This is a genomic window from Rouxiella chamberiensis (genome assembly GCF_026967475.1).
GTDB lineage: Bacteria > Pseudomonadota > Gammaproteobacteria > Enterobacterales > Enterobacteriaceae > Rouxiella > Rouxiella chamberiensis.
Window position 1 is genome coordinate 646,030 of sequence record NZ_CP114058.1, and the last position, 23,379, is coordinate 669,408.

Annotated in this window: 13 protein-coding genes and 6 pseudogenes; 10 read left to right on the forward strand and 9 right to left on the reverse strand. The window is 52.9% G+C overall.

The features are described 5' to 3' along the window. Window positions 1-137: 137 nt before the first annotated feature. Window positions 138-2,264, reverse strand: a complete 2,127-nt coding sequence (locus tag O1V66_RS03115) for a TonB-dependent siderophore receptor (RefSeq protein ID WP_045047209.1) — start codon at window positions 2,262-2,264, stop codon at window positions 138-140. A gap of 242 nt (window positions 2,265-2,506) precedes the next feature. Here O1V66_RS03115 and O1V66_RS03120 point away from each other — a divergent pair, with 242 nt between their 5' ends. Next, on the forward strand, window positions 2,507-3,343 hold the full coding sequence (locus O1V66_RS03120) for a MurR/RpiR family transcriptional regulator (protein ID WP_045047208.1): 837 nt from the start codon (window positions 2,507-2,509) through the stop codon (window positions 3,341-3,343). A gap of 9 nt (window positions 3,344-3,352) precedes the next feature. Here O1V66_RS03120 and O1V66_RS03125 read toward each other — a convergent pair whose 3' ends face one another. Then, window positions 3,353-3,685, reverse strand: coding sequence for a hypothetical protein (locus O1V66_RS03125; protein WP_045047207.1), 333 nt, complete (start codon window positions 3,683-3,685; stop codon window positions 3,353-3,355). 433 nt (window positions 3,686-4,118) lie between these two features. Between O1V66_RS03125 and O1V66_RS03130 the strand changes: the two are divergent. Further along, window positions 4,119-4,356, forward strand: a pseudogene (locus tag O1V66_RS03130) (DUF2171 domain-containing protein). 1,113 nt (window positions 4,357-5,469) lie between these two features. Beyond that, window positions 5,470-6,381, forward strand: coding sequence for a helix-turn-helix domain-containing protein (locus O1V66_RS03135; protein WP_052673389.1), 912 nt, complete (start codon window positions 5,470-5,472; stop codon window positions 6,379-6,381). A 258-nt stretch (window positions 6,382-6,639) separates the two neighbouring features. Here the strand turns inward: O1V66_RS03135 and O1V66_RS03140 are convergent, their stop codons facing one another. Next, entirely contained in the window at window positions 6,640-7,782 is a 1,143-nt protein-coding gene (locus tag O1V66_RS03140) for a lactonase family protein (RefSeq protein WP_045047205.1), read from the reverse strand. Window positions 7,783-8,152: 370 nt separating this feature from the next. On the opposite strand from O1V66_RS03140, the pseudogene O1V66_RS03145 reads away from it, so the two are divergent. After that, window positions 8,153-8,729 (forward strand): annotated as a pseudogene (locus O1V66_RS03145) (C40 family peptidase). Between the two features lie 84 nt (window positions 8,730-8,813). Here the strand turns inward: O1V66_RS03145 and yghX are convergent. The 3 genes and pseudogenes from yghX to yncE all read right to left on the reverse strand — a co-directional run bounded on the left by yghX (window position 8,814) and on the right by yncE (window position 13,361). Then, complete coding sequence (gene yghX / locus O1V66_RS03150; protein ID WP_045047203.1) at window positions 8,814-9,701, reverse strand: YghX family hydrolase; 888 nt, start codon at window positions 9,699-9,701, stop codon at window positions 8,814-8,816. Window positions 9,702-9,900: 199 nt separating this feature from the next. Beyond that, a pseudogene (locus O1V66_RS03155) lies at window positions 9,901-12,107 on the reverse strand (TonB-dependent siderophore receptor). 192 nt (window positions 12,108-12,299) lie between these two features. After that, window positions 12,300-13,361, reverse strand: a complete 1,062-nt coding sequence (yncE, locus tag O1V66_RS03160; protein WP_045047202.1) for a 7-bladed beta-propeller protein YncE — start codon at window positions 13,359-13,361, stop codon at window positions 12,300-12,302. Between the two features lie 379 nt (window positions 13,362-13,740). On the opposite strand from yncE, the gene O1V66_RS03165 reads away from it, so the two are divergent. The 4 genes and pseudogenes from O1V66_RS03165 to O1V66_RS03180 all read left to right on the forward strand — a co-directional run bounded on the left by O1V66_RS03165 (window position 13,741) and on the right by O1V66_RS03180 (window position 16,416). Continuing rightward, window positions 13,741-14,061, forward strand: coding sequence for a MetQ/NlpA family ABC transporter substrate-binding protein (locus tag O1V66_RS03165; RefSeq protein ID WP_269128075.1), 321 nt, complete (start codon window positions 13,741-13,743; stop codon window positions 14,059-14,061). Continuing rightward, entirely contained in the window at window positions 13,988-14,581 is a 594-nt protein-coding gene (locus O1V66_RS03170) for a MetQ/NlpA family ABC transporter substrate-binding protein (RefSeq protein WP_330873457.1), read from the forward strand. Before O1V66_RS03165 ends, O1V66_RS03170 begins: the two co-directional genes overlap by 74 nt. 155 nt (window positions 14,582-14,736) lie before the next feature. Then, window positions 14,737-15,776: pseudogene (locus O1V66_RS03175) on the forward strand (methionine ABC transporter ATP-binding protein). Beyond that, on the forward strand, window positions 15,757-16,416 hold the full coding sequence (locus O1V66_RS03180) for a methionine ABC transporter permease (RefSeq protein ID WP_045047200.1): 660 nt from the start codon (window positions 15,757-15,759) through the stop codon (window positions 16,414-16,416). The pseudogene O1V66_RS03175 and the gene O1V66_RS03180 overlap by 20 nt, the downstream one beginning before the upstream one ends. A gap of 59 nt (window positions 16,417-16,475) precedes the next feature. Here O1V66_RS03180 and O1V66_RS03185 read toward each other — a convergent pair. The 3 genes and pseudogenes from O1V66_RS03185 to lldR form a co-directional block, all read right to left on the reverse strand. Continuing rightward, window positions 16,476-17,788, reverse strand: a pseudogene (locus O1V66_RS03185) (NAD(P)/FAD-dependent oxidoreductase). 128 nt (window positions 17,789-17,916) lie between these two features. Next, window positions 17,917-19,116: an FMN-dependent L-lactate dehydrogenase LldD gene (gene lldD / locus O1V66_RS03190; protein WP_269128077.1), complete on the reverse strand. Its 1,200-nt coding sequence runs from the start codon at window positions 19,114-19,116 to the stop codon at window positions 17,917-17,919. 47 nt (window positions 19,117-19,163) lie between these two features. Next, window positions 19,164-19,919 (reverse strand): transcriptional regulator LldR, encoded by a 756-nt coding sequence (gene lldR, locus O1V66_RS03195; protein ID WP_045047197.1) that lies wholly within the window; start codon window positions 19,917-19,919, stop codon window positions 19,164-19,166. A 358-nt stretch (window positions 19,920-20,277) separates the two neighbouring features. On the opposite strand from lldR, the pseudogene O1V66_RS03200 reads away from it, so the two are divergent. After that, window positions 20,278-22,595 (forward strand): annotated as a pseudogene (locus O1V66_RS03200) (molybdopterin-dependent oxidoreductase). 31 nt (window positions 22,596-22,626) lie between these two features. Next, on the forward strand, window positions 22,627-23,343 hold the full coding sequence (locus O1V66_RS03205) for a 4'-phosphopantetheinyl transferase family protein (RefSeq protein WP_052673387.1): 717 nt from the start codon (window positions 22,627-22,629) through the stop codon (window positions 23,341-23,343). The last annotated feature ends 36 nt before the right edge of the window (window positions 23,344-23,379 follow it).

The window sequence follows — 23,379 nt, forward strand, 5'->3', positions numbered from 1 at the left end:
TAGGTGATGTGGACTTAGGCGCAATGGCGAGGGCGGGATATCTTCCCGTTTTGTGAGGCTGGCCGATAATTCTCGCGAATCAGAGGGTAATGCGCTCCGCAAAAGAGAGAGGAGAGGCCTTGACCTCTCCCTCGGTGTTAAAAGGCGATGCTGGCACTCAAGACGGCGTTGCGGGTCTGTCCTTCCTCAACGCGCAGATTGCCGCCGCTCGAGGTGTAATAGTGCTTGTTGAACAGATTATTGATATTCAACTGAAGATGCGTCTTTTCACCCCATAGCGTGTTGTCCCAGCTGATAAAGCTGTCTGCGACAACGTAATCCGGCAGGCTGAAACTGTTGTCCGGATCGCCCGCCCTCGAGCCCATGTAGCGCGCGCCGCCGCCAAGGCGGAAACTGCCCGGCAGACGATGCCAGTCGAGCGTATGAGTCAGATACACCGCGCCCGAGTGGCGAGGCGCGTTTTGCAGACGATGGCCGTTATTCTCGGCGTTGTTCTGGTCATCGGTGATTTTTGCCTCGTCATAACTGTAATTGGCGCTCAGTGCCCAGTCAGGGTAAATCTCCCCGTTGATTTCAAATTCCGCACCCGTCGAGCGGGCCTTGTTGACCTCATAGGTCGACCCGTTCAGCGACAGCGAAATATTTCTTTCATCTATACGGTACAGGGCCACAGAGGCAAACACGGCGGGGGTCATTTGCCATTTTCCGCCCACTTCATAGGTTGTGCCCTGTTCTGGCTGACCCACATTGCCGTCATCGTCGACGGTTGTCGAAGGGGTAAAGGATTTGCTCAGGCTGCCGTAAAGTGACACGTCCGGCGTAAGCTTGTAGATCAAGCCGGTCTGCGGCAGGAACTTATTGCCTTCGTCCGCATAAGTCTCGGTGGGCGTCGTGAACCCTTCTGATTCACGCTGACGATAATGCTGGTAACGTGCGCCGCCCACGACGGTCCAGCGATCGTTCAGCGCAATGCTATCTTTTGCGTAAAGAGAGCGACTATAAATGCGATTAAGCAGATTGCTGGTGGCCGTTTTCTCCGTTGAGCTGTCGGTGACCGGCGTCATGCCGTAGACCGGATTATCCAGCGTGAAGACGCTGTTGGTTTTTCCGGTATAGGCGTGGGCGCGATACGTCTGGATCATTTCATAGTCGACGCCCGCGACCAGACTATGTGTCATGCCCAGAATGTCGGGCGTGCCGGTCACATCCCAGGAGGCATATTGCGTCTTGTGATTAAAGCCCCGGTTCGCATCCGCACGGCGGGTTACCGCGCCGGTGGTTGCGTTGATGGCGGTCACGCGCACTTCATTGTTATCGTATTGGCGCTGGTTCATGCCGTAGGTCAGGCGCGTACTCCAGACATCGTTCAGCTGATAATCCCAGTGAGAATTAACGGTCTGATTGCGTCCCCAGGCGTGATTGGTGTAGTCATCCAGACGCGTTTTATAGCCTATCGAAACCGGTTTTCCGTTGATGAAAGCCGTGCCGCGATCGTAGGGGATATCGTACTGGTAGCTTTCATAGCCCACATAAAAGCTGGCCTTTTCGCCATACCATTGCAGGGAAGGGGCCAGCAGATTGTGTTTCTGATTGCCGAAGCCTCGCCAGTAGTTTTGATCCTGTTTTTCGGCAATCATGCGAAACGCAAAACCGTTGCCCAGAGGACCGGTGACGTCGATGCTTCCCGCGCCGCCGCCCGTGCTGTTGTAGTGCCCGCCCACAAGGGTGTGCCATTGATACTGAGGCTTCTTGCTGACGATATTGATCATCCCGCCCGGATTGAGAATGCCGTAGAGCAGCGAGGCGGAGCCTTTGAGCACATCCACACGTTCCGCCGTGGCGTCGAGGTTCAATCCCTGACTGCTGCGGATCCCGTCGCGAAAAATCGAGCCGTCGGAGTTGGTGCCAAAACCTCGGCGCACAATTCCGTCTTCGGTGCCGCCAAGCGTGTTGGTTTCCGCCGCACCGCTGACAAAACGCATCGCATCGCTGAGGCTGGATATCTGATAGTCGTCGAGCTGCTTTCGAGTGACGACGCTGACTGACTGTGCCTCGTTCAGGCGCGAGGTCGGTGTTTTGCTGGCGACCGACGTCGTTGCGCTCGAGTAGGCATCGTCATCGGAATGGGAGGCGGTGATGGTAAGCGTATTACTGTCTTCGGCGGCGTGGCCCGCGGTCGGCGAAAGAAAAATGCCGCTATAAAGCACGGCGACTACGCTACGGGCACAACGATTTTTCCTGAATCCCAAGCCATTTGTTTTCATTATGAATAACTAACCCTGATAAAAATGATAAACGAGAAAATAAGCCGCTTAATTGCAATTGATTATCATTCAATCATGGGGTTATGTAGTAGTAAATGTTGTAGTAATATTGATTATTCACTACATGAAATGACGTTAATATCTTCTTTCGCCGCGCGGCATCCCGTTTCAATAGAGAGTAAAATTCAGTGAATTCATCAACATCTTCCAGGCGTGCCGACGTATTTACCGAGCGATTGCGGATGCGTGGGCAGCAACTTTCGCCACGATTACAGTCAGTATTACGCTACATTGATGAAAATAGAGAGGCGGTTTTGGAAAACACCGCGCTTGAAATCGCCGCGGCGGTCAATACGTCCGATGCCACGGTGATTCGTGCAATTCAGGCGTTGGGGTTTACGGGATTACGTGACTTGAAAACCACCCTGACGCGCTGGTTCGAGCCGGTCATGACCTCGACCGACAAGATGAACACCACCGTCGGCGAACTGACGCAAGGTACGCAGTCGAGCGTTGATTTTGTCTTGAACGGACATCGGCAAGTCTGTGATGCGCTTTCTGGCGAGGCTAATCGAGTGGCCGTCGCACAGGCCGTCTCTTTGCTGAACGAAGCGCGTAATGTCGCGATTTTCGGCATTAATGCCTCGGGGATACTGGCAGATTACACGGTGCGCTTGTTTAATCGCATAGGCTTGCCAGCACTGGCCCTGAATCGCGTGGGGATTGGTCTGGCGGAACAACTGCTCGCACTCAAACGTGGCGATGTATTAATCATGATGGCGCAGAAATCTGCGCACCGCGAGGGAACAACCACGTTGCGAGAGGCCAAAAGATTAGGTATTCCCGTTATCTTGTTGACCAACGCAGTGGATTCATTCTTTGCCAAAGAGGCCGACGTGGTTATCCATGTTCCCCGTGGCGGTGAAAATGGTCGGGTGCCGCTTCATGGCACCGTGCTGGTCTGCCTCGAGATGCTGGTCTTTTCTGTGGCCTCGATGGCATCACAGCGCACGATGCGCTCGATGAAAAGGATGCAGGAATTACATAAAGGGCTAAAGTCCGTTACCCGTAAACGTTAAGGCACGGCATTACCAGATCATCGGTTTTTTAACCCAGGCCACATTGCCCCGTTTTTTACGTTTGAAGTAAAGCATCGGGGCCAGCCATGACAGGATTATTGCCGCCAGCAGGCCCACCAGCGACACGGCAGGATTGCCGATAAGCGCCAGCGTGAGCCAGAAAACCAATACGGACACGACGCCCAGTGCCATTCGCAAAATGAGAATTAATCTTCTCTCTTCGGGATTGATATAGTTGACGACTCTTTCTGCGCCGCACTGATTACATCGCGCCCGCTCTTTAGTGAGTTCGCTGGCGCAAAAGGGACATGCCGTTTTCTTGGTATTATTATCGAGATTCATCTTATTTCCTGAAATTTATTGCCTAGCCATGTGTCTATTTTGCCTATAACGAATCTTTTAACATTGAGAATACATGAGAGTATTTTTTTATAATTATATCAAGCGTGTGGTTATTTTTTAACCTAATCTCATGATGTGGGGGTGAATATAACAGGCTCATTGGTCCTGTACAATGTTATTAATTAAGAAGGCTCCGATAATGAGCCATAATCTGGAAATATAATGTAAGAAGACGAAAATAAAGGTTTTTAAAAGGGTTAACTGAACACTCAGGTCTATTTATTCGATAGGTGATATATATACTAATAGGCCACTTATGCACAAATAGTGCTAAAGCTTAATTATCCTTTTTAGCCGGGGCGCACAAAACGGCCCGGTTGGAAAAAAGTGCCTTTATCGACTAGCCTTAAATAACTTAAACAAAGGAGGATGTATGGTCGATACAAGCAAAATTCTGGATCACGCTCAGGTTGTCGATGTTAACGGCGAACCACGTCGGTATAGTGGATCATCTTGATGGAGAAGATAAAATCAAGCTGGCCAAGAGCGATCCGGAAGCGGGCGGCAAGCATCATTTGATTCCTGTTGCCTGGGTAAAAGACATTGATGACAATAAAGTTATCCTTTCGAAATCCAAAGCCGATGTTGAGAGCGAGTGGCAGAGCGTATAATCGCTAACATGCTTCACCCCATTGCTTTCATGAAAACGGAGCCTGCTGATGCAGGCTTTTTTTATGTCAGAAAATAAGAGGCCGATCACGCTTATGATGGCTGGCGAGCGAAGGACGAAAAGGGGAGGCGCCTTTTTCCGACAATTCTTAAAGGGCTAACGTCTTGAATTATTTTCTTTTTCATTAAGAGTGTTTAACTATTAGGCATGAGTGCCGCTCACGATAAGCGCTATTTATACATTCCGGGCGCACTAGACTATTAATAAGAATTATCTTTAATGAGTGCTTATTGTTTATTACCCGCATGGAAGGTTAATGCTTTATTAGGTAACTCCTTGAGTTATCCTGTTTTTATCAGGTTCAATAGGATGTCTCTATCTAATTAATAGGGGTCAAATACGGCGCTTGAATTTGTTAATTGCCTAAGCTTTGCTATATTTATATTAAAGCAAAACGACAAAGGATTTACAGACGATGTTATTGTCTGTCAGGTATAAAAGACAGTTATTAACAAAATGGAGAAGGTAACCGCTCAGGGTGTGGCTTTAAGGATTAAATTTTTCTATTCTAAAATTACCCTAAACCTATCGGATGCGCTGTTTAAATAGATTGGGGTGAAGGAGGTTAAGCATTCTAAAACTACTTTTGAGTGAATTTTGTACAGAAAGATAAATTATTTTGTATATAATAAGCTATACCCGTTGCAAGCCCGTTAAGTTAAGCATTATCAGGAGTATAGGGTTGTAAGGTGAGCATCGAAACTATTGTTTCACCACACTTTTATGGCATGCGTGGTGGAGAAGTCATGCGTGTTGGATTAATACATTCTGTATATCATTAAGCTTGCGAATGTATTTGTAAAATTGATGTTGAGAATTACCAGTATTCAAGTGGCGCATTTATTATCAAATTTGATTAACCGCTTTTTGATGTCATGAGAATAGGCACTGTTGGATTAATTGTTCATCATGTATAAGGGCAATCTGTAACACCAGGCTCTTCGATGAATTCAAGGATAGTCATGTAATAACCGTAGCAAAGAAAATGCTTCGAAATATTACGCCATTCATGTGCGACATATTAACAGGATATCACCATATAAAGAGGGTGCAAATGACGAAGGAAAGGGAAAAGAAAACCGCCGAAGCGACTTTTCATGACAGAGTCATTGATGACTTGGTAAGCTATATTGAATTGCATTTGGAGGAGAAACTTTCAATCGATATTCTCTCGCAAATTGCTGGATATTCAAGCTGGCACTTGCAGCGCTTTTTTAAAAAGCAGACAGGTTTCACGATAGGCGAATATATTCGCAATCGTCGTCTGGCCAACTCGGCACTCATCCTGCTGGGGACCAAGTTAAGCGTCAAGGAAGTCGCCGAGAAATATTCGTTCGACTCCTTGCAGACCTTTAATAAAAGTTTTAAGCAACGTTTTGGCATGCCGCCAACGGAATATCGCCTGCAAAATGAACTGTCGATGTCGACTATCATGCATCCGTTCAAGAGAGCCAACGATTGCGGCGTTTATGTGCTTGAAGTTATCGAGCTCAATGAACAAATCATTTTCGGCGATGATTTCGAGCTGAAAATCGATGTCAATGAGCTTTTGAATGGGGATAGCCTGCTCAATCGCGAACAGCTTTATCACCTGCTTAACGTAAAAGATCAGACTCATGAAAATGTTATTATTTTGAGTAGCATTTTTAGTCCCTATGTCGCGCCAAGGGAAAACGACTCGTTTCTGAATATGACGATTACGTTAAAAGGTGATTTTGTAAAAAAGGAAGTCAGCACTAAAATTATACCGGCAGGGACCTATCTGAACATCAACGGTCAGTTTACCTTGCGCCAGTATAATAACTGCCTTAGCAAGACGTATCGGGAAACATTGCTGGCAATGGACTTGAAAAAGAGAAATGAATCCGAGATAGAACGGTTCAGAATACAGGACAAGGAGCAGGGGATTTACGAGATTTCAATGCTGTTGCCGGTGGCAAAAGCCGATCCCCCCAGAAAGACATGATATGAGCGGTTTAAGCATTATATAAGGAAAATAGGCGTCATCTATCTTTCCCTATCCCGTGATTATCGTGTTAACTTGCCTTCCTGCATTACTCTTCTCTCTTGACTCTGCCTTTGACATGCACCGAATATTTTAGCCTGCGTTAATAAGCTGTGGCGACATGCTTTCGTATGCATTTTCCAGGCAATACAGCGGCTTGCAAAGCGGTTACGCCCCTCGGTTTCGTAAAATCGAGGGGCGCGGCTCACTGGCAGGCCGTTACGGCAGGAATTTGATGTCCGTCGGAGTACCAATTTGTACGGTTACGCCAGTCGGCGTCAGTGCGCCTGTCTGTGCGTCGCGACGTAGTTCTACCACATTGTTGGAAAATACGTTGGCGACCAGCAAATACTGGCCTGTCTTGTCGAACGCAAAGGCGCGCGGTTCAATGCCACCCGCAGAGAATCGGTTGCCCATGCTCAGTTTTCCGCTTTCGGCATCGGCTTTGAACACCACAATTTCGTTCACCTTGCGGCGATTGCCCACATAGAGGAATTTGCCGTCCGGGCTGAAGAGAATGCCTGCGCCTCCCTTGTCGTTCGGATCCTGGCTTTCTGTCAGCTCTACGGTTTGAATCTCGCTGAACTTATCCTTTTCGATGCTGAACACATGCACCTGCGCCGACATTTCGGTGCTGACGTAGGCGAATTTGCCGTCCGCCGAGAATGTCATATGGCGAGGGCCTTCACCCGGCTTGAAGTGCAGGTCAAACTGCGGCGCGGGGCTGAAGGGCGCTTTCGATGCACTGTCGTAGCGGTAGGCGTGTACGACATCGGCACCCAGATCGGCAACGAACAGCAACTTGCCGTCGGGGCTGATATTGACCGAATGCGCATGGCCGCTGGCTTGTCTATCAGCCACGGCGTGCGACCCCTGAGTCAGAGGAACATGCTGCACCGATTTTCCCAATGCGCCATCGCCCTGAATAGGGAATACGGTAAAGCCTGCCTGATTCGGCCCCACGGAGTAATTGGCGGCCAGCAGATATTTGCCATCGGCGGTCAGCGTGGCGTGGGTTGGGTGCTGCCCCTGGCTGTCGACTTCATTCAAAGTCGCAAGTTTGCCATCCGGTGCGACCTTCAGTGCGGTCACGGCACCTTTTTCGTTCTCGTTGGTGGTATAGGCAAATTTATGGTCATGGCTAAAGACAATCCATGACGGGCTGGATATTTTCAGAACATCCAGCGGGAGCAGGGTGCCATCGCTGTTCAAGCGCACACGGTATATTCCCTGGCTCGGATAGATGGCTTTCTGGACCAGCTCGCCGGTGGTCTGGCCGGTCCAGGAACCCACCAGCAGTGTCTGGGCAGGGAGATCCTGTGCCTGCGGGGCCAATGGGCGGCTTTCTTCTGCATAAGACATAGTGGCACCTAATAAAAGGGGAAGGGTAGACAGCGTAAGGGCCTGAATAAGCCGGGAACGCGTAAGCAATGTATTTTTCATAAAAACCCCATAGGTATTGTGTTTTAAGTTTACTTTCGACTTCTTGACGAAAATTCCGTTTTTACGGGTCTACGACAGATTATTGTTATACCGAAAATAGGCATCATCCTAAACGTAAACTTATAATTTATAATCATTATCTTCAAGTAGAGCAAAAATTGGGAATTTCTTTATGTCAAGTCCTGTAAATTAAGGTAATTTTAAGTAAGATGATTCCTGGCCTATTCAGCACAATTAGTATATAGGTTATAAAACCCTACCTTTCTGATTTTACTTGCCTGGTTACTTAATGAAGCCAAGATATTCTCTTAAAAGTTTATTGCTCGTATCAATGCTGATTCTGGCGGGATGCTCGTCGAAATCTGCCCATAACACCGATATGAGCAATGAGTCTGCGGACACCAGCGACACGTCAAATCCCAATCCTGACCTGATTTCCGTCGTCGCCGCACTTCATGATCAAATGTATTCCTGGCAGGGCACGCCTTATCACTGGGGTGGTACAAAATTAACGGGCGTGGACTGCTCGGGATTTGTCTGGCGAACCGCTGAAAGACAGATTCAATATTCCTATGGATCGCGTGACCACTACCCAGTTGATTACCATGGGCAAACCGGTTCAGGCCGGACATTTACAGCCTGGCGATCTGGTCTTCTTCCGCATCAAAAATAATCTGCACGTTGGTTTCTACGACACCAACCAGCAATTCCTGCATGCTTCCGTCAGTAAAGGCGTCATGCGCTCTTCGCTCAACAATCCTTACTGGAAATCGGTCTATCTCGAAGCCCGTCGCCTTCAGAAAGAGCAGGGCGCGCAGATAACCCTAAACTCCGCCGACAAGAAAATGGATTTGGCCAACAACTAGCACGAGCGACAGGGCAGAGGACGTGTCTCGCCAGAGAGCAAGACACGAAGAGAGGCTTGGAGCCGCGGGTGTATTCAGAAAGGTTTACACCAGATATTGCCTGAACCATTTTATGGTGCGATCCCAGGCCAGGTCGGCATCGGCCTTGTCGTAACGCGGCGTTGAATCATTGTGGAAACCGTGGTTCGCGCCTTTATAGACATAACCCTTGTAGGTTTTGCCCGCCGCTTTCAATGCCGCCTCATAGGCAGGCCATCCTTCGGTAATTCCCTTGTCCAGCTCGGCATAGTGCAGGAGCAGCGGCGCGTTGATACGCGGCACATCTTCTGCCTTGGGTTGTCGGCCATAGAAAGGCACCGCCGCCGCCAATTCCGGAAACGCCACCGCCGCTGCATTTGCCACCCCGCCGCCGTAGCAAAAACCGGTGATCCCGACTTTGCCCGTGGTTTGCTGGTGGTGCATCATGAAATCGATTCCCGCGAAGAAATCATTCATCAATTTGGTCGGGTCAACCTGCGCCTGCAAGGCTTTGCCCTTTTCATCATTGCCCGGATAACCGCCGACAGAGCTCAATCCGTCCGGGGCCAGCGCAATAAAACCGGCTTTCGCCACGCGCCGTGCCACATCTTCTATATAAGGATTTAATCCGCGATTCTCATGCACCACCACGACGGCAGGGGTTTTGGCCGAGGCATTGGCCGGTTTCACCATATAGGCTCTGACTTCGCCATTGCCCTGCGGGGATTCATAATGAATATATTCAGGCACGATTGCGGGATCGGTAAATTCGACCTGCTGCGCCAGCGCATAGTTCGGGCTCATATAACTTAGCAGCGCCATACCGGCCATGCCGCCGATTGTGTAACGCGCCGCCATCGACAAAAACTCGCGCTTTGAAATTTTACCGTGGGCGTAATAGTCATAGAGTTCAAGCAATTCCGGAGGGAAATCTTTGGCTGTCAAACGTGTCATGGCAACTCCCGAGGTTGGAAAAAGAAGTATTCAGTAAAACGTGATGCTAAAAATATAGCCGCTACCGTCCGTTCCGGTGGGCTAATTGACGGCAGAATAAGAAAAGCCCGCCTGAATCTTTCCAGCGCGGGCCTAAGCCATAGAGCATGATGCTGCAAAAGGCAGCGTTACAGAAACGCTGCTTTCTAACGTGATGTCATTAGAACGAGGTTGTTACACCTGCATAATAGGCGCGCCCTGGTTCGTTGTAGGTCGATGCGCCGTCGTTGGCGCGATACAGATTCTTGTCGAGCAAATTGCTGATACCGGCATTGACGCGCAGATTTTTGGTGACGTTGTAGTTACCGCCAATCCCGACTACGGAATAGCCGCCCACTTCTGTATCCGACAGCCCGCTACTGACTTCGGTACGACTCTCGGCCTTGGTGCGCGGCTTCTGACGGCCATAGGTCGTGAGATTGGCATTCAGCGCCAGCTTGTCGTTAACCTGCCAGTCGAGCGCAGTATTGATGGTGTATTTCGGAATAATCGACAGCGGATTGCCGGTGGATTTCTGTTTGGAGCGGAACATGTAGGTCGCATTGGTGTTCCAGGTCAGGACATCCTCGACGACCGGGATCTGCAGGTTGGCTTCAAGTCCGTCAAGCAGTGCCTTGCCGCCGTTTTCCCATTGCAGCACATTGGCACCCGACGCCGTTTTTGAAATCAGCTCGTCGCCCGCGACAATCTTGTTTCTGTAATCGTTGCGGAAATAGGTCAGGCCCGCGTTGTAGCCGTTATCGGTAAACTGAATGCCGACTTCTTTATTGATGCTGACTTCCGCATCCAGGTCGTCGTTGCCGAGCAGATAACAACTGCCGGTAGCAATGGTGTTCGGACAGCCGTTGCCGCGCGTCTGCATCAGATAACCGCCGCTGGACTGATACAGGTTGGGGGCCTTGAACACCCGCGCAATCCCGGCTTTCAGTTTGAACTTGTCGCCGAGGTCCTGCTGAATGTTCAGACTCGGGCTGAAGTTATTGCCAAACTGGCTGTGGTGGTCGAAACGGAGCCCGGGGATAAGCTTGGTTGCGCCACCGGCGAAATCCATATTGTCTTCGAGATAAAGTGCGCCGAGGCTTGCGCTATTTTTACTGCTGCGGCCTGCGCCGTTGGCCGACACGCCGCCAACGGTGGTATCGGAAGACGAGGTAAAGCCCATCGAGGCCGGATCGTCGAGCTCTTCGCGCGTCCATTCCGTGCCGACGGTCAACGTATTGTCGGTGTAGAATTCGAACGGAATATACAGCTCGCCATTGCCGCGATAGTTTTGCAACCGGCTGGTGGAGTAGGTCTGCGCATCGGTAATACGGCCTTCGCCGCTGCCCGCCATACCTTCGTCGAGACGGGTATTGTTGGTCTTTTCATAGGAAAATGTCAGCTTGGACTGGCCCCAGTCCCAGATGCCGTTGTGGGTAAGCCCATAGTTCTGACGATAAAGACGGTTGGTTTCGGCGCCGGACTGCGCCAGATTTTCGGTGGTATTACTGCTGCTGCTGTACTGGGTGTCGCCCGTATAAATGTTGCCTTGACGGCTGTAACCAAACTCGAAATCGATAATCTGGTTCGGGGTCATTTTCCACGACAGAACGCTGTTGATATCACGGTTGCGCACGCCTTCGCGACCCGCCGCCTGCGAGCCATTTTCTACGGTGTTGATGTCCCAGCTGTCGGCATCGGTTTTATTGATGTTGCCGTAAAGCCGCATGGTCAGGCTGTCGTCGTCACTCAGTGGGCCGCTCAGACTAAAGTTGGCGCGTTTGGTTGCCCCCTCTTTGTCGCTTTCCGGCTGATTGGTGAATAACGACAGCGATCCGCCCCATTTATTGGTCGGACGTTTAGTAATGATATTCACCACGCCACCTGCCGCCCCCGATCCATAATGCGCCGCCGCCGGGCCACGAATAACTTCGATGCGCTCGACCATTTCGGGGGAACCCAGTTGGTATCTCCGCGCGTATCGCGCTCGCCGCGCCAGCTGTAACGTACGCTGTCGCGCGACCTGACCGGATTCCCGTCGATTAATATCAGCGTGTTTTCAGGCCCCATGCCGCGAATATCGATTTGACGGTTATTTCCCCGATTACCGGAGGCGGTATTTCCCGTTAAATTAACGCCGGGCATTTTACGGATAATATCCGACAAGTCGTTGACCGGGGGCGTACGTTTTAAATCTTCAGAGGTAATGATAGAGACGCCAGCCTGCTGTTTTAATTCCTGCTCGGCGGTTTCACGAATAATCAGCGTATCTTCGCTGTCATTTTCCCTGTCTTTCTCTTCATTAACGCTGGCGGCACTGGTGCTGCCCATTAAACCCATCAATACCAGCGCGAGCGCCGTTTTCTTATGTTTTTTCGAGGTATTCATTTCTCTATCCAATGGTCATTAAGGTTATTTTTAAAATGAAATCATTATTATATTTTTAATTGTCAGAACACCTGCCCATCAGGGTCTGTCATGCGTAATGCGTTCTCCCCCGATTAAAAGGAGATAAAGAATGGCTCACAGAAGATATTCTCGCCCAACCCATTAGGTATGGGCGAGAATAGGGGGCAAGACTTATTTAAAGGTAACGCGGACCACCTCATCAGGATCGGTCGCCTCTTTCTGGCGGCTCGATTCCTGCTTCACGCTGACAAACAGGGTCTGGCCGTCATCGGACAGGGCCAGGCTCTGTGGATGAGTCGGCATGTCCAGCGTTTCCAGCACGTTATAGCTGTTGGCATCGATGATGCTGACTTTACCGGCATTGCGGTGCGTGACATACACTTCATTGCGCGCCGGGTTAAACAGCACGGCCAAGGACGCTGGCAGGGCAATCGTTTTCAGGACCTTGCCGTTCTGGGTATCAAGCACCAGCAGATTATCGGCCTTGGAGTCGGTCACGAATGCGCGATGTTTGGCGGTATCCAGACTCATGTTCAGGTAGAAATGCTCCCCTGCGTTGTCGATTTTAACGCGCGACAGCACCTTGTTGGTTTGGGTATCGATGGTGATGAATTCGTTGTCACCGTTGGTGATGTAAAGACGTGAAGCTTTTGCATCGATAGCCAGGCCGGTCGCCATTTTCCCCACGCCTTCAATGGTGTGAGTCAGGGTCAGGTTGGCACCGTCGACAACCCAGATGACACTCTCTTTGCCGAGACCTGCAACGTACAGGGTGTTGGTGTTTTCATCCACGGCCAGCTCACGCGGCGCCAGCGGGCGCTCTTTTTCGGTACGTGGACGGGTATCGAGCACCAGCTCTTTCTTGACCTGACTGGTTTTGGCATCAACCGATGTCACTGCGCTGCTGGTGGTATTGCCGAGAAACACAGTGTCGGTCTTGTGGTTATACGCCACGCCGAAAGGTTTCAGGTTGGTTTTGATGGCCTGATTCACCGCAAGGCTTGCAGGATCCAGACGATACAGCACGCCGTTCTTTTCCTGACGGCCTGCCGAAGAGGCCACGAACAAGGCTTTCTGCGAGGCGCTGTATGCCAGTTCGTACACGCCTTTTCCCACCGCTTTTCTCTCCATTGAGACGTGGCTTTCGGCCAGCACAGAAGTTGAGAAGAAGAGGGAGGTCAGCAGCAACGCTGACGTAAAGCCTGCTTTCGCCGGTGCAAAACGTAATGACATTATTTTCTCCATAAAATAGTAAGAGCTCTTCCCTGCCTTACTTTTCTCCTTTGAGCCAAAACAGCGTCAGGCGTATCGACAGGTAAAGAAAGGGCTAAAATTTCGGGGATAATAATTATCATTATCTATCGCTAATGAAAAGCATTATCATTCAATGCGTCAGGAAATGTTAATATTTGTTTCAGTGAACAGAGATTTTGCAGGATGACAAGGATAAATTTCATCATAACCAAGGGAATAGATTGGATATTCCATAATAATATATTCACCGATTAAATATTATTATTAAGACATAAGCGGATGGGTATACTGCCGAAATTGCCGCTCAAGTTTGCAGCGAAATCACCGGCCTACCTTAATCATGTTTGAGGATTTATCCATGCGCTCCCTGTTGACACTTTCCCCTAAAAAACGCAGTCGCGCCGTGCTGCTGGCTGCGGCGTCGGTCGCCCTCATTTCCGGTGCCGTTGCGCCCTTGTCTGCGGCCCATGCCGCCGATAAAACCTCGATCAAAGTCGGCATTATGAGCGGTGAAGATGAAGATGTATGGCGTGAGGTCATCAAGCAGGCTGCCGCAAAAGGCCTGACGGTGAAAACCGTTATCTTCAATGATTACAATCAGCCCAATGAGGCGCTTCAGGAGAACCGAGGTCGACGCCAACGCCTTCCAGCATCAGCCTTTCCTCAACAACCAGATTAAGGTGAATCACTACGATATCGTGCGCGTAGGCGATACCGCCGTCTGGCCCATCGGGCTGTATTCCAAAAAAGTGAAATCGGCCAAAGCGTTCAAGGACGGAGCCACTATCGGCGTGCCGAACGATCCGTCCAATGAGGCGCGTGCGTTGGTACTGCTTGAGCAGGAAGGGTTGCTGAAACTCAAACCGGGTGCGGGCATTGCGGCGACGACCGCAGACATTACCGACAATCCGCGTCATCTCAAAATCAAGGAGCTGGATTCCGGCATCATCGGCCGGTCGGTACCTGACCTGGATGCCGCGGTCGTCAACACAGACTGGGCGCTCAAGAGCGGTCTGACTCAGGCGGATCGCATCGCGCAGGAGCCGACGAAGAATAATCCCTACACCAACTTTATTGCCGTGAAGAAAGAAAATGTCAACGCGACGTGGGTCAAGACATTGGTCAGCGCCTATCAGAATGACGCCGTAAAAGCCGAATTCGATAAAGTATATAAAGGCACGGGTGTCACCACCTGGTAATCACCTGAGTTGTAAGAGGAAAAAGCATGACAGTCATTTCCGAGACCGAGGCGCATTTCACCGCCGACTCGGCGCAGGATAAAAAAGCCCTGTCGCCTGCGGTCAGTGCAACACGCCCCGCCGCCGGCGATTTCTCGTCCGAAGAGCCGGGCGACGTGGTGCGCCTTCATCGCGTGAATCGTCGCTTTGGCGCTACGCAGGCGCTCAAGGAGGTGTCATTGACCGTCAAGCGCGGTGAAATCGTAGGCATCATCGGGCGCAGCGGCGCGGGGAAATCGACACTCATCCGCTGTCTTAACGGCCTTGAACGCCCGGACGACGGCGTTATCGAAATTGAAGGTCAGGCCATTACCGGCCTGAACGAAAAACAGTTGCAGTCGGTACGCAGTCGCGTTGGCATGGTGTTTCAGCATTTTAATCTGCTGTCGGCCAAGACCGTTGAACAGAATGTGGCACTGCCGCTGAAAATTGCCGGTTACGACAAGGCGCAGCGCAAGGCGCGCGTGACCGAACTGCTGGCGCTGGTCGGGCTGGAGGACAAGGCGGCGCAATATCCGGCGGCTCTTTCGGGGGGCAGAAACAGCGCGTCGGGATTGCCCGCGCGCTGGCGGCCAATCCGGCGTTGCTACTGTGTGACGAGGCGACTTCCGCGCTGGATCCCGAAACGACCCGCTCCATTCTGGCGCTGTTGCAGTCGCTTAATCAGCAACTCGGCATCACTGTGCTGCTGATTACCCACGAGATGGAAGTCATTAAAAAGGTCGCGCATCGGGTGGCGGTGTTAAACGGCGGCGAAATCGTCGAGCAGGGGCCGGTATGGCAGGTGTTTGCGCATCCGCAGTCGGCGCTGACGCGCACCTTGCTGAGCGGACTGCTGCCGCAACTCCCTGAATCGATTTCGGAATCTTTGTCGAAGGAGCGTCGCGGCGACGCAATTTACAGCGTTCATTATGCCGCGCAGGATAGCGACGGGCAAAGTCGGCAAGGCGAAATTCTTACGCTGATGGCCTCCGAGCTGGCCGGTCGGTTTCGTCTGATTCAGGGCGGTGTCGATCACATCCAGCACTATGCCGTGGTGCGCTTCTTCTTCTCGGTACCGATAGCGAATGCCGAGTCTGAACAGACTATTTTAACCTGGTTGCAGCAGCACCAGGCCGACGTGGAGTTGATGGGTTATGTCACCAGTCATGCTTGATTTACTGATCAATGCGATAGAAGAGACGCTGTTGATGACGGCAGTCTCCGGCCTGTTTTCACTGGTGGCCGGATTACCGCTGGGCCTGATTCTGGTGATGACCGCGCCGGGCGGTATTGCAGAAAATCATTGGGTAAACCGCTCGCTGGGGCTTGTGATAAACGGCTTTCGTTCGCTGCCGTTTATCATTTTGCTGGTGGCGCTTATTCCGGTGACCCGTTTTCTGGTGGGTACGTCGCTCGGCACCTGGGCCGCGATGGTACCGCTGTCGATTACCGCTACGCCGTATTTTGCCCGCGTGGCCGAAGTGTCGCTGCGCGATGTCGATAGAGGATTGATTGATGCGGTCAGGGCGATGGGCGCCAGTAAACTGCGTATCGTCTGGGACGTGCTTATTCCCGAGGCGCTGCCGGGTATTCTTTCCGGTTTTGTCGTCACGTTGGTGGCGCTGATTGGAGCCTCGGCGATGGCGGGGGCGATTGGGGCCGGGGGCCTTGGCGACCTTGCGATTCGTTACGGCTACCAGCGTTTTGAAACGGCGGTGATGGTCGAGGTCATTGTCGTTCTGATTATCATGGTGTGCGGTATTCAATGGGTCGGCGATCGACTGGTCGCCAAGGTCGACAAGCGCCGCGTCTAGCTCTGTTTCCCGCACATTCCCGAAACCGGTCGCCATCCACGACCGGTTTTTTTATGGCCTTACAGTTCGCTGCGTGAGCGCCAGCGTTCCTCGCCATGAAGCTTTTGACACCTGCATCAAGAAACGGACGCGGCGGCAGATAGTTGGCACGGCCGAGCGTTGCCATATCGGCCAGCAGCGGATTGTCTTCCCCCAATGCATGTTCGGCCAGCAGGCGGCCAAAGGCGCTCTGCTTCGAGATGCCCGCACCGTTGCAGCCCGCCGCCGAGTAGACATTCGGTGCCAGCGTGCCCCACACCGGCGCGCCGTTGCGGGTAATGCTGATAAGCCCTGACCAGCTATAAGCCATGTTTACATCGCCCAACTGTGGATACAGACGGGCAAAAAGGGCCTGATGACGACGCGCCTGTCTGCCGGTTTCGACGGCATCGGTTATCAATCCGGGGGCAAAGTTGACGTGTTCGCGGATAAGAAAGCGGTGGTCATGGGTATAGCGCAGCGTGGCACCGGCCAGTGCATTGACCGGCGTCAATCCCCACGGCGCAATATTGCCCAGCAGTTCGCGCTGGCGCAGTGTCAGGGGTTCCGTGAGAGTGGCAAAAGTCGACATCGCAAACACGCCACCTTTGTACAGCGGCAAACCCCGGCTGGCACCATTGATGGCAAGCATCAGTTTGCCCGCACGAATTTCCCCATGCGGCGTTTGCGCATAGATGCCGTGACGAGTGTCAATTTGCAGCGCGGGCGAATGGGCAAAGATGCTGACATTCGACGGCATCGTTGCCGCCAGTCCGCCTACAAGCGCGGCGGGATTAACCAGAATGCAGTTCGGCGTATACACCGCACGACGATAAAAATCGGTGCCAAGCCGCTGTTTGAGCGCGTCTTTTTCCAGTAACTGATAGCTTTCACCCAGCGTTTTCAGCTCCTGCTGATAATGCTCGATTTCGCCGTCAAATTGCGGACTGACGGCACAGTGATACTTACCCGAATTGAGCCAGTCGCAGTCTATCTGGTGACTGTCCACAGTGTCTTTGAGGTGGCTGACGCCATATTGCAGCAGGCGACGATACGTGTTGGCCTGCGCCAGTTCCGAGGACGAACTCCCCACGGTGTGCGGTAAATCAATCACAAAGCCGGAGTTTCGCGCAGAGGCGTTGTCGGCGATGCCAATGGCGTCAATGACGACCACCTGTTCATGCGGGCGCAGTTCGGCAATGCGACGGGCAAATGCCAGCCCGGCAAAGCCTGCGCCGACAACCAGCCAATCGGCGGTAACCTTGCCGCGCAGGGCAGGGTAGCGCGGGGCCTCCGCCCTTATCGCCGCCCAGCCATTAATGTTTTGATCTAGGGGAAGGTGCTGAATTTTCATCTTTTATCGTGTGCCGTGACGGTCGCAGGTAAGTAACTTACTCTTATGACTTACAACATTTTAATTATATAAAAAGTGGGTGGCCTATTGTTACATGGCACGTGAGATGTTCAAAGCGTGGGAATGACTCAAGGGTTGCCCGATCCTGTCGCCATCGGGCATTCAGGGTGTTCAGCCGGCGAGGGAGTGAGGCCGCCGCGCACGAGCAGCTCCCGGGTTATCTCGCCGATATTTTTGGCCCCTGTCAGCGTCATCGCCACCTTCATCTCTTTCTCAATCAGGGTCAGCAAATCTTCGACGCCGCGCTGCCCGTGCGTCGCCAGAGCAAAGAGGAAGGCACGGCCAAGCAGTACGGTATCCGCGCCGAGCGCAATCATGCGCACCACGTCGAGACCGTTGCGAATTCCGCTGTCGGCCAAAATGGCGATATCGCCTTTGACCGCATCGGCGATGGCCGGTAATGCCCGGGCGGTGGAGGGTACGCCGTCGAGCTGGCGTCCGCCGTGATTGGAAACCACAATGCCGTCTGCTCCAAAGCGCACCGCATCACGGGCATCTTCTTCATCCAGAATGCCTTTGATAACCATTGGTCCGTCCCAGAACTCTCTAATCCACTCGAGATCTTTCCAGGAAATAGAGGGATCGAAATTGTTGGCCAACCAGCCAATGTAGTCCTCGAGTCCGGTCGGTTTGCCCAGATAGGTTGAAATATTACCAAGGTCATGCGGACGACCGTTTACGCCCACATCCCACGCCCACTGAGGATGCGTGAAGGATTGCAGATACCGGCGCATCGCCGCATTGGGACCACTCATGCCCGAATGCGCATCACGATAACGCGCGCCCGGCGTAGGCATATCGACGGTAAAGACCAGCGTGGTACATCCTGCCGCCTTGGCGCGCTCCAGCGCATTGCGCATAAAACCGCGGTCGCGCAAGACATAAAGCTGAAACCACATCGGGCGTTGAATGGCGGGCGCGACTTCTTCAATCGGACAAACGGAAACCGTTGACAGCGTAAACGGAATGCCTTTATTCGCTGCCGCACGCGCGGCCTGCACTTCACCGCGTCTGGCGTACATGCCGCAAAGGCCAACCGGTGCCAGCGCAACCGGCATCGACAGGGTCTCGTTGAACAGTCTGGTTTCGAGGCTCAGTTCGGACATGTTTTTCAGCACGCGCTGGCGCAGGGCTATCTGCGAGAGATCCTCCACGTTACGCCGCAAGGTCGTTTCCGTATAGGAGCCGCCGTCAATGTAATGGAAAAGAAAGGGCGGCAGAATACGCTGCGCGGAGGCGCGATAGTCGCTGGAAGCTGAAATAATCATTGGTCGATTTCCCTGTTTCGAGACATGGGTAGAAATTAAGAAACGTGTCAGCTCGGCAGACGCGTGATCCGGGCCTGTCGTGCTTCATCTTCATGCAGTGTTTTGATGGTCGAGTGAACGAAGCCGATATGTTCCATCGCCGACTGGCGAGCCCGCTCCGCGTCGCCTTCAAGAATGGCGTGGAGCAGCGAACGATGCTGGTCGTTCAGACGTGAAAAAATTGCCTGCTGGCTATACATCCGCTGACGGCTCTGCATTACCGAGGATTGCAGCAGTTCGAAGAAACCGCGCATGGTCTGCAACAGCACCACATTGTGAGAGGCGGCGGCGATCGCCAGATGAAAACGGGCATCTGCCTGGGCTGCAAGGTCGGGATTTTCGCTTTCGTTAAGCATGAGCGTGGCGTCGAAGGCATATTGCAGCTGATCCTTGTCGGACTGGGTTGCACGCAATGCCGCATACCACGCCGTACTGCCTTCTATCGAATGGCGGGCTTCGAGAATGTCATAGCGATAATCCGGATCTTCGGTCACCAGTTCGCGCAGCGGAGCCACAATTTGTGTTTCGGACCACAGTGCGTGCCGCTCGCGCAAGAAAGTGCCGCCGCCCGGACGGCTGAACAGCCAGCCTGCGCTGACAAGCTTTTGAAGGGCTTCGCGCAGCGAGGAGCGGGAAACCCCGAGCGCCTGCGCCAACTGGCGTTCGGCAGGCAGCCGCATACCGGCTTCGAGCCGACTTTCTTCGATAAAGGCTTTTAACCGGCTAATCAAACTGTCGGCAACGCGGGGTGAAGCCAGCGCCATCTTCGTCTCCTGTCAACTTCAGATTGGCGTAACGAATTTGGTCCGACCAAAAACGTTTACCCGATAATTTATGGAGAAATAGTTGATGAAAGACGCCGGTTTAGCAATATCCAATCCGTATGCGATTGGGCTTATGTGAAATGGCTCTCTTATTTTGCCTTTTTGGTCCGACCAAACAGCCGCCACTTTGCGTTGCGTGTTTTGGGCATTTATCCCCTATTCAGTACCGGCTTCATGCTCCCCATGCATAAACATATGATAAAATAATCAATACTCTAAAATTCATCACGGCGTGGAGATCCGCTGTGATACTGTTTTTGCATAACACTTCACACCAGAAAACGATTCTATAAATATTATGAAAAGCGAACACAACCTTGCCGTCATGCATTGGGGCACCTACCGCGTCACCACCTCCGAAGGTGAAGTGACGAAAATCGATCCCGTCGAATGGGATCGAAATCCTTCCGAGATAGGTCAGTCTCTGGTCGGTGCGGTAAGTGGCCCGAGCCGAATACAACGTCCCGCCGTGCGTCTTGGCTATTTGCAGCACGGACGCGATTCACGCCACGGACGCGGCAAGGAGCCTTTCGTTGAAGTCAGTTGGGAAACCGCGTTGTCGCTGGTGGCCGACGAGCTGGCCCGAGTCAAGAAAACCTACGGCAATCAGGCGTTTTATGCAGGATCCTACGGATGGTCGAGCGCAGGGCGCTTTCATCATGCCCAAAGCCAGCTGCATCGCTTTTTCAATCAGCTGGGCGGTTATACCGGCAGCACCAATACTTACAGTCTGGCCGCTGCCGAGCGCCTGCTGCCGCACATCATCGGCGACCTCGACGTGCTGCAAAAACAGCATACCCACTGGTCGTCGCTGGCGGAACACTGCGAACTGTTTGTGGCCTTTGGCGGCTTGCCGCTGCGTAACGCGCAGGTCAACGGCGGCGGTGCCAACGATCATTCGCTCAAGCACTGGCTGGGGCAGATGCAGCAAAACGGCACGCACTTCATCAATGTGAGTCCGGTGAAGAACGACCTTTCCGGTGTCACCAACGCGCAATGGCTGTCATTGCAGCCTGGTAGTGATACCGCCCTGTTGCTGGCGCTTAGTCATGTATTAATCGACGAATCGTTGTACAACGCCGAATTTGTCGACAGCCATACGGTCGGATTCGCGCAGTACAAGGGGTATTTGCTGGGTGAAAAAGACGGCGTCGCGAAATCGCCTGAATGGGCGGCGGCGCTGACCGGCATCGCTGCCGATGACATCCGCCATCTGGCCCGCCAGATGGTAGAAAAACGCACCATGATTAACATCGCCTGGTCGTTGCAGCGTGCAAGGCAGGGTGAGCAGACCTTCTGGGCAACGGTGGCGCTGAGCGCGCTTATCGGGCAAATCGGTACGCCGGGCGGGGATTGGGCTTTGCCTACGCCAGCACCAATCTGGCCGGTGCCTCTCGTCGCACCTTCTCCGGCCCGCGTTTTCCGGCAGGGCAAAATGCCGTGAGCGACAAGATCCCGGTTGCGCGACTCTCCGACATGCTGCTTAATCCGGGCGGTGCCTACCAGTTTGACGGCAAAGACTGCACTTATCCCGATATCCGCGTGGTGTATTGGGCGGGCGGCAATGCGTTTCACCATCATCAGGACATCAACCGCCTTATCGACGCGTGGCGTCAGCCCGACACCGTTATCGTGCACGAGCAATACTGGACCGCGCAGGCGAAATTCGCCGATATCGTGTTTCCGGCCACCACCTCGCTTGAACGCGAAGATATCGGCAGTTCCAGCAATGACGGCTTTATGATTGCCATGCGCCAGCATATTCCGGCCCAGTTCGAGGCGCGCGATGATTACGCAATCTTCAGCGCGCTGGCCGAACGTATGGGCTTTGGCGAAAGCTTCACAGAGGGGCGCGACGCAGCAAGCTGGATCCGTCATCTCTATGAAGGATCGATGCCTCGTGCGCAGGCGGACGGCATTGAGTTACCGGCCTTCGACGACTTCTGGGAGCAGGGCAAGCTGGAATACGCCCGACCGGAGAGTCCGCATATCTTCCTCAAAGCCTTTCGCGATAACCCGCTCGCCTCGCCGCTCGCCACACCTTCCGGCAAGATTGAGCTGTTTTCGCAGACGGTCGCAGACTTTGGCTATGAAGAGTGTCCGGGGCATCCTTTCTGGTATCAGCCCAATGCCGACGAACAGGCACAGATGGCCGCCCGCTGGCCGCTGCATCTGCTTTCCAGCCAACCGCGCACGCGCCTGCATAGCCAGTATGATCACGGCAGTGTCAGCCGTAGCACCAAGATTCAGGGCCGCGAACCCCTGTGGCTGCATCCGCTGGACGCCGCCGCGCGCGGTGTGACTGAAGGCAGCATTGTCAATGTGTTCAACGATCGCGGGACCATTCTGGCAGGCGTGCACCTCAGCGAAGACATTCGGCCAGGCGTGGTGCAGATGTCAACGGGAGCCTGGTATGACCCGCTCGATGCGGCGCAACCCAACTCGCTCGACAAACATGGCAATCCCAACGTATTGACCGAAGATCGGGGAAGTTCGCGTCTAGGACAAGGCTGTAGCGCCCAAAGTTGCTGGGTCGAAATAGCTCCATTCAAGGGCACGCTGCCGGAGGTTACGGCTTTCCAGCCCCCGGCCTTTGTCAACGCACCCGAAGCCTGATTTGCGGTTATTTGAGCACAAGGATGCGCCGATGCTGACGCCTCATCACCGGTCAACGCTGACCGGTTTCATCATTGATTCAGAAGAAGGCGTCATCACGGGCAACGCCGACATTCGTTACTGTAAAGTGACGTTCGATATCAAAGCTTACTCTGATGCGGCGTTTGCGCAGTATGGACGGGCATTTCCGGCACATTTATCGCGCGCCGTAGCCAAACGCAAAGCCGAATATCTGGCGGGGCGTTTCTGTTGCGCTCGTGCATTGGCGCCGTTTTCCATCACGCAGGAAGTCACTAAAAATAGCGATCGCTCACCGTGCTGGCCTCGCGGAATGTCGGGAACGATTTCGCATGGCGATAATCAGGCGGTGGCGCTCGTCACGAGGCAACCGGGCGTCTCGCCCGGCATCGATATCGAGAGCTTTAATCCCGCCGTGTTGCGCGAGATTGCCGACAGCATCGTTACGCCCGCCGAAGCTGCGTTGCTGGCAAGTCTACCCATTGATACCGACGTAGCGCTGTTGCTGGCGTTTTCCGCAAAAGAGAGTCTCTTCAAGGCCCTCTATCCGAGCGTTCAGGTATTTTTCGGCTTCGACTACGCCAGGGTTGAATCCATCGACGAGCAGGAGCAGCGCTTTGTCTTGCGACTCACGCAGGATATCAACGCCCGTTATCGGCAGGAAATGACCTTCGACGGACGTTATCTGTTTGACGGGAAACATATCGTGACGCTCATTGTCGCCACCTAAAACGCTGTTGCTCCGCCTTTGCGATAACGTCAACGG

Bases quoted from the DNA above. Each gene is read 5' to 3' on its own strand.
- O1V66_RS03140 (WP_045047205.1), bottom strand. From the start codon at position 7,782: ATGTCTTATGCAGAAGAAAGCCGCCCATTGGCCCCGCAGGCACAGGAT.
- O1V66_RS03180 (WP_045047200.1), top strand. From the start codon at position 15,757: ATGTCACCAGTCATGCTTGATTTACTGATCAATGCGATAGAAGAGACG.
- O1V66_RS03120 (WP_045047208.1), top strand. From the start codon at position 2,507: ATGCGTGGGCAGCAACTTTCGCCACGATTACAGTCAGTATTACGCTAC.
- lldR (WP_045047197.1), bottom strand. From the start codon at position 19,919: ATGGCGCTGGCTTCACCCCGCGTTGCCGACAGTTTGATTAGCCGGTTA.
- O1V66_RS03115 (WP_045047209.1), bottom strand. From the start codon at position 2,264: ATGAAAACAAATGGCTTGGGATTCAGGAAAAATCGTTGTGCCCGTAGC.
- O1V66_RS03165 (WP_269128075.1), top strand. From the start codon at position 13,741: ATGCGCTCCCTGTTGACACTTTCCCCTAAAAAACGCAGTCGCGCCGTG.
- yncE (WP_045047202.1), bottom strand. From the start codon at position 13,361: ATGTCATTACGTTTTGCACCGGCGAAAGCAGGCTTTACGTCAGCGTTG.
- lldD (WP_269128077.1), bottom strand. From the start codon at position 19,116: ATGATTATTTCAGCTTCCAGCGACTATCGCGCCTCCGCGCAGCGTATT.
- O1V66_RS03135 (WP_052673389.1), top strand. From the start codon at position 5,470: ATGACGAAGGAAAGGGAAAAGAAAACCGCCGAAGCGACTTTTCATGAC.
- O1V66_RS03170 (WP_330873457.1), top strand. From the start codon at position 13,988: ATGAGGCGCTTCAGGAGAACCGAGGTCGACGCCAACGCCTTCCAGCAT.
- O1V66_RS03205 (WP_052673387.1), top strand. From the start codon at position 22,627: ATGCTGACGCCTCATCACCGGTCAACGCTGACCGGTTTCATCATTGAT.
- yghX (WP_045047203.1), bottom strand. From the start codon at position 9,701: ATGACACGTTTGACAGCCAAAGATTTCCCTCCGGAATTGCTTGAACTC.
- O1V66_RS03125 (WP_045047207.1), bottom strand. From the start codon at position 3,685: ATGAATCTCGATAATAATACCAAGAAAACGGCATGTCCCTTTTGCGCC.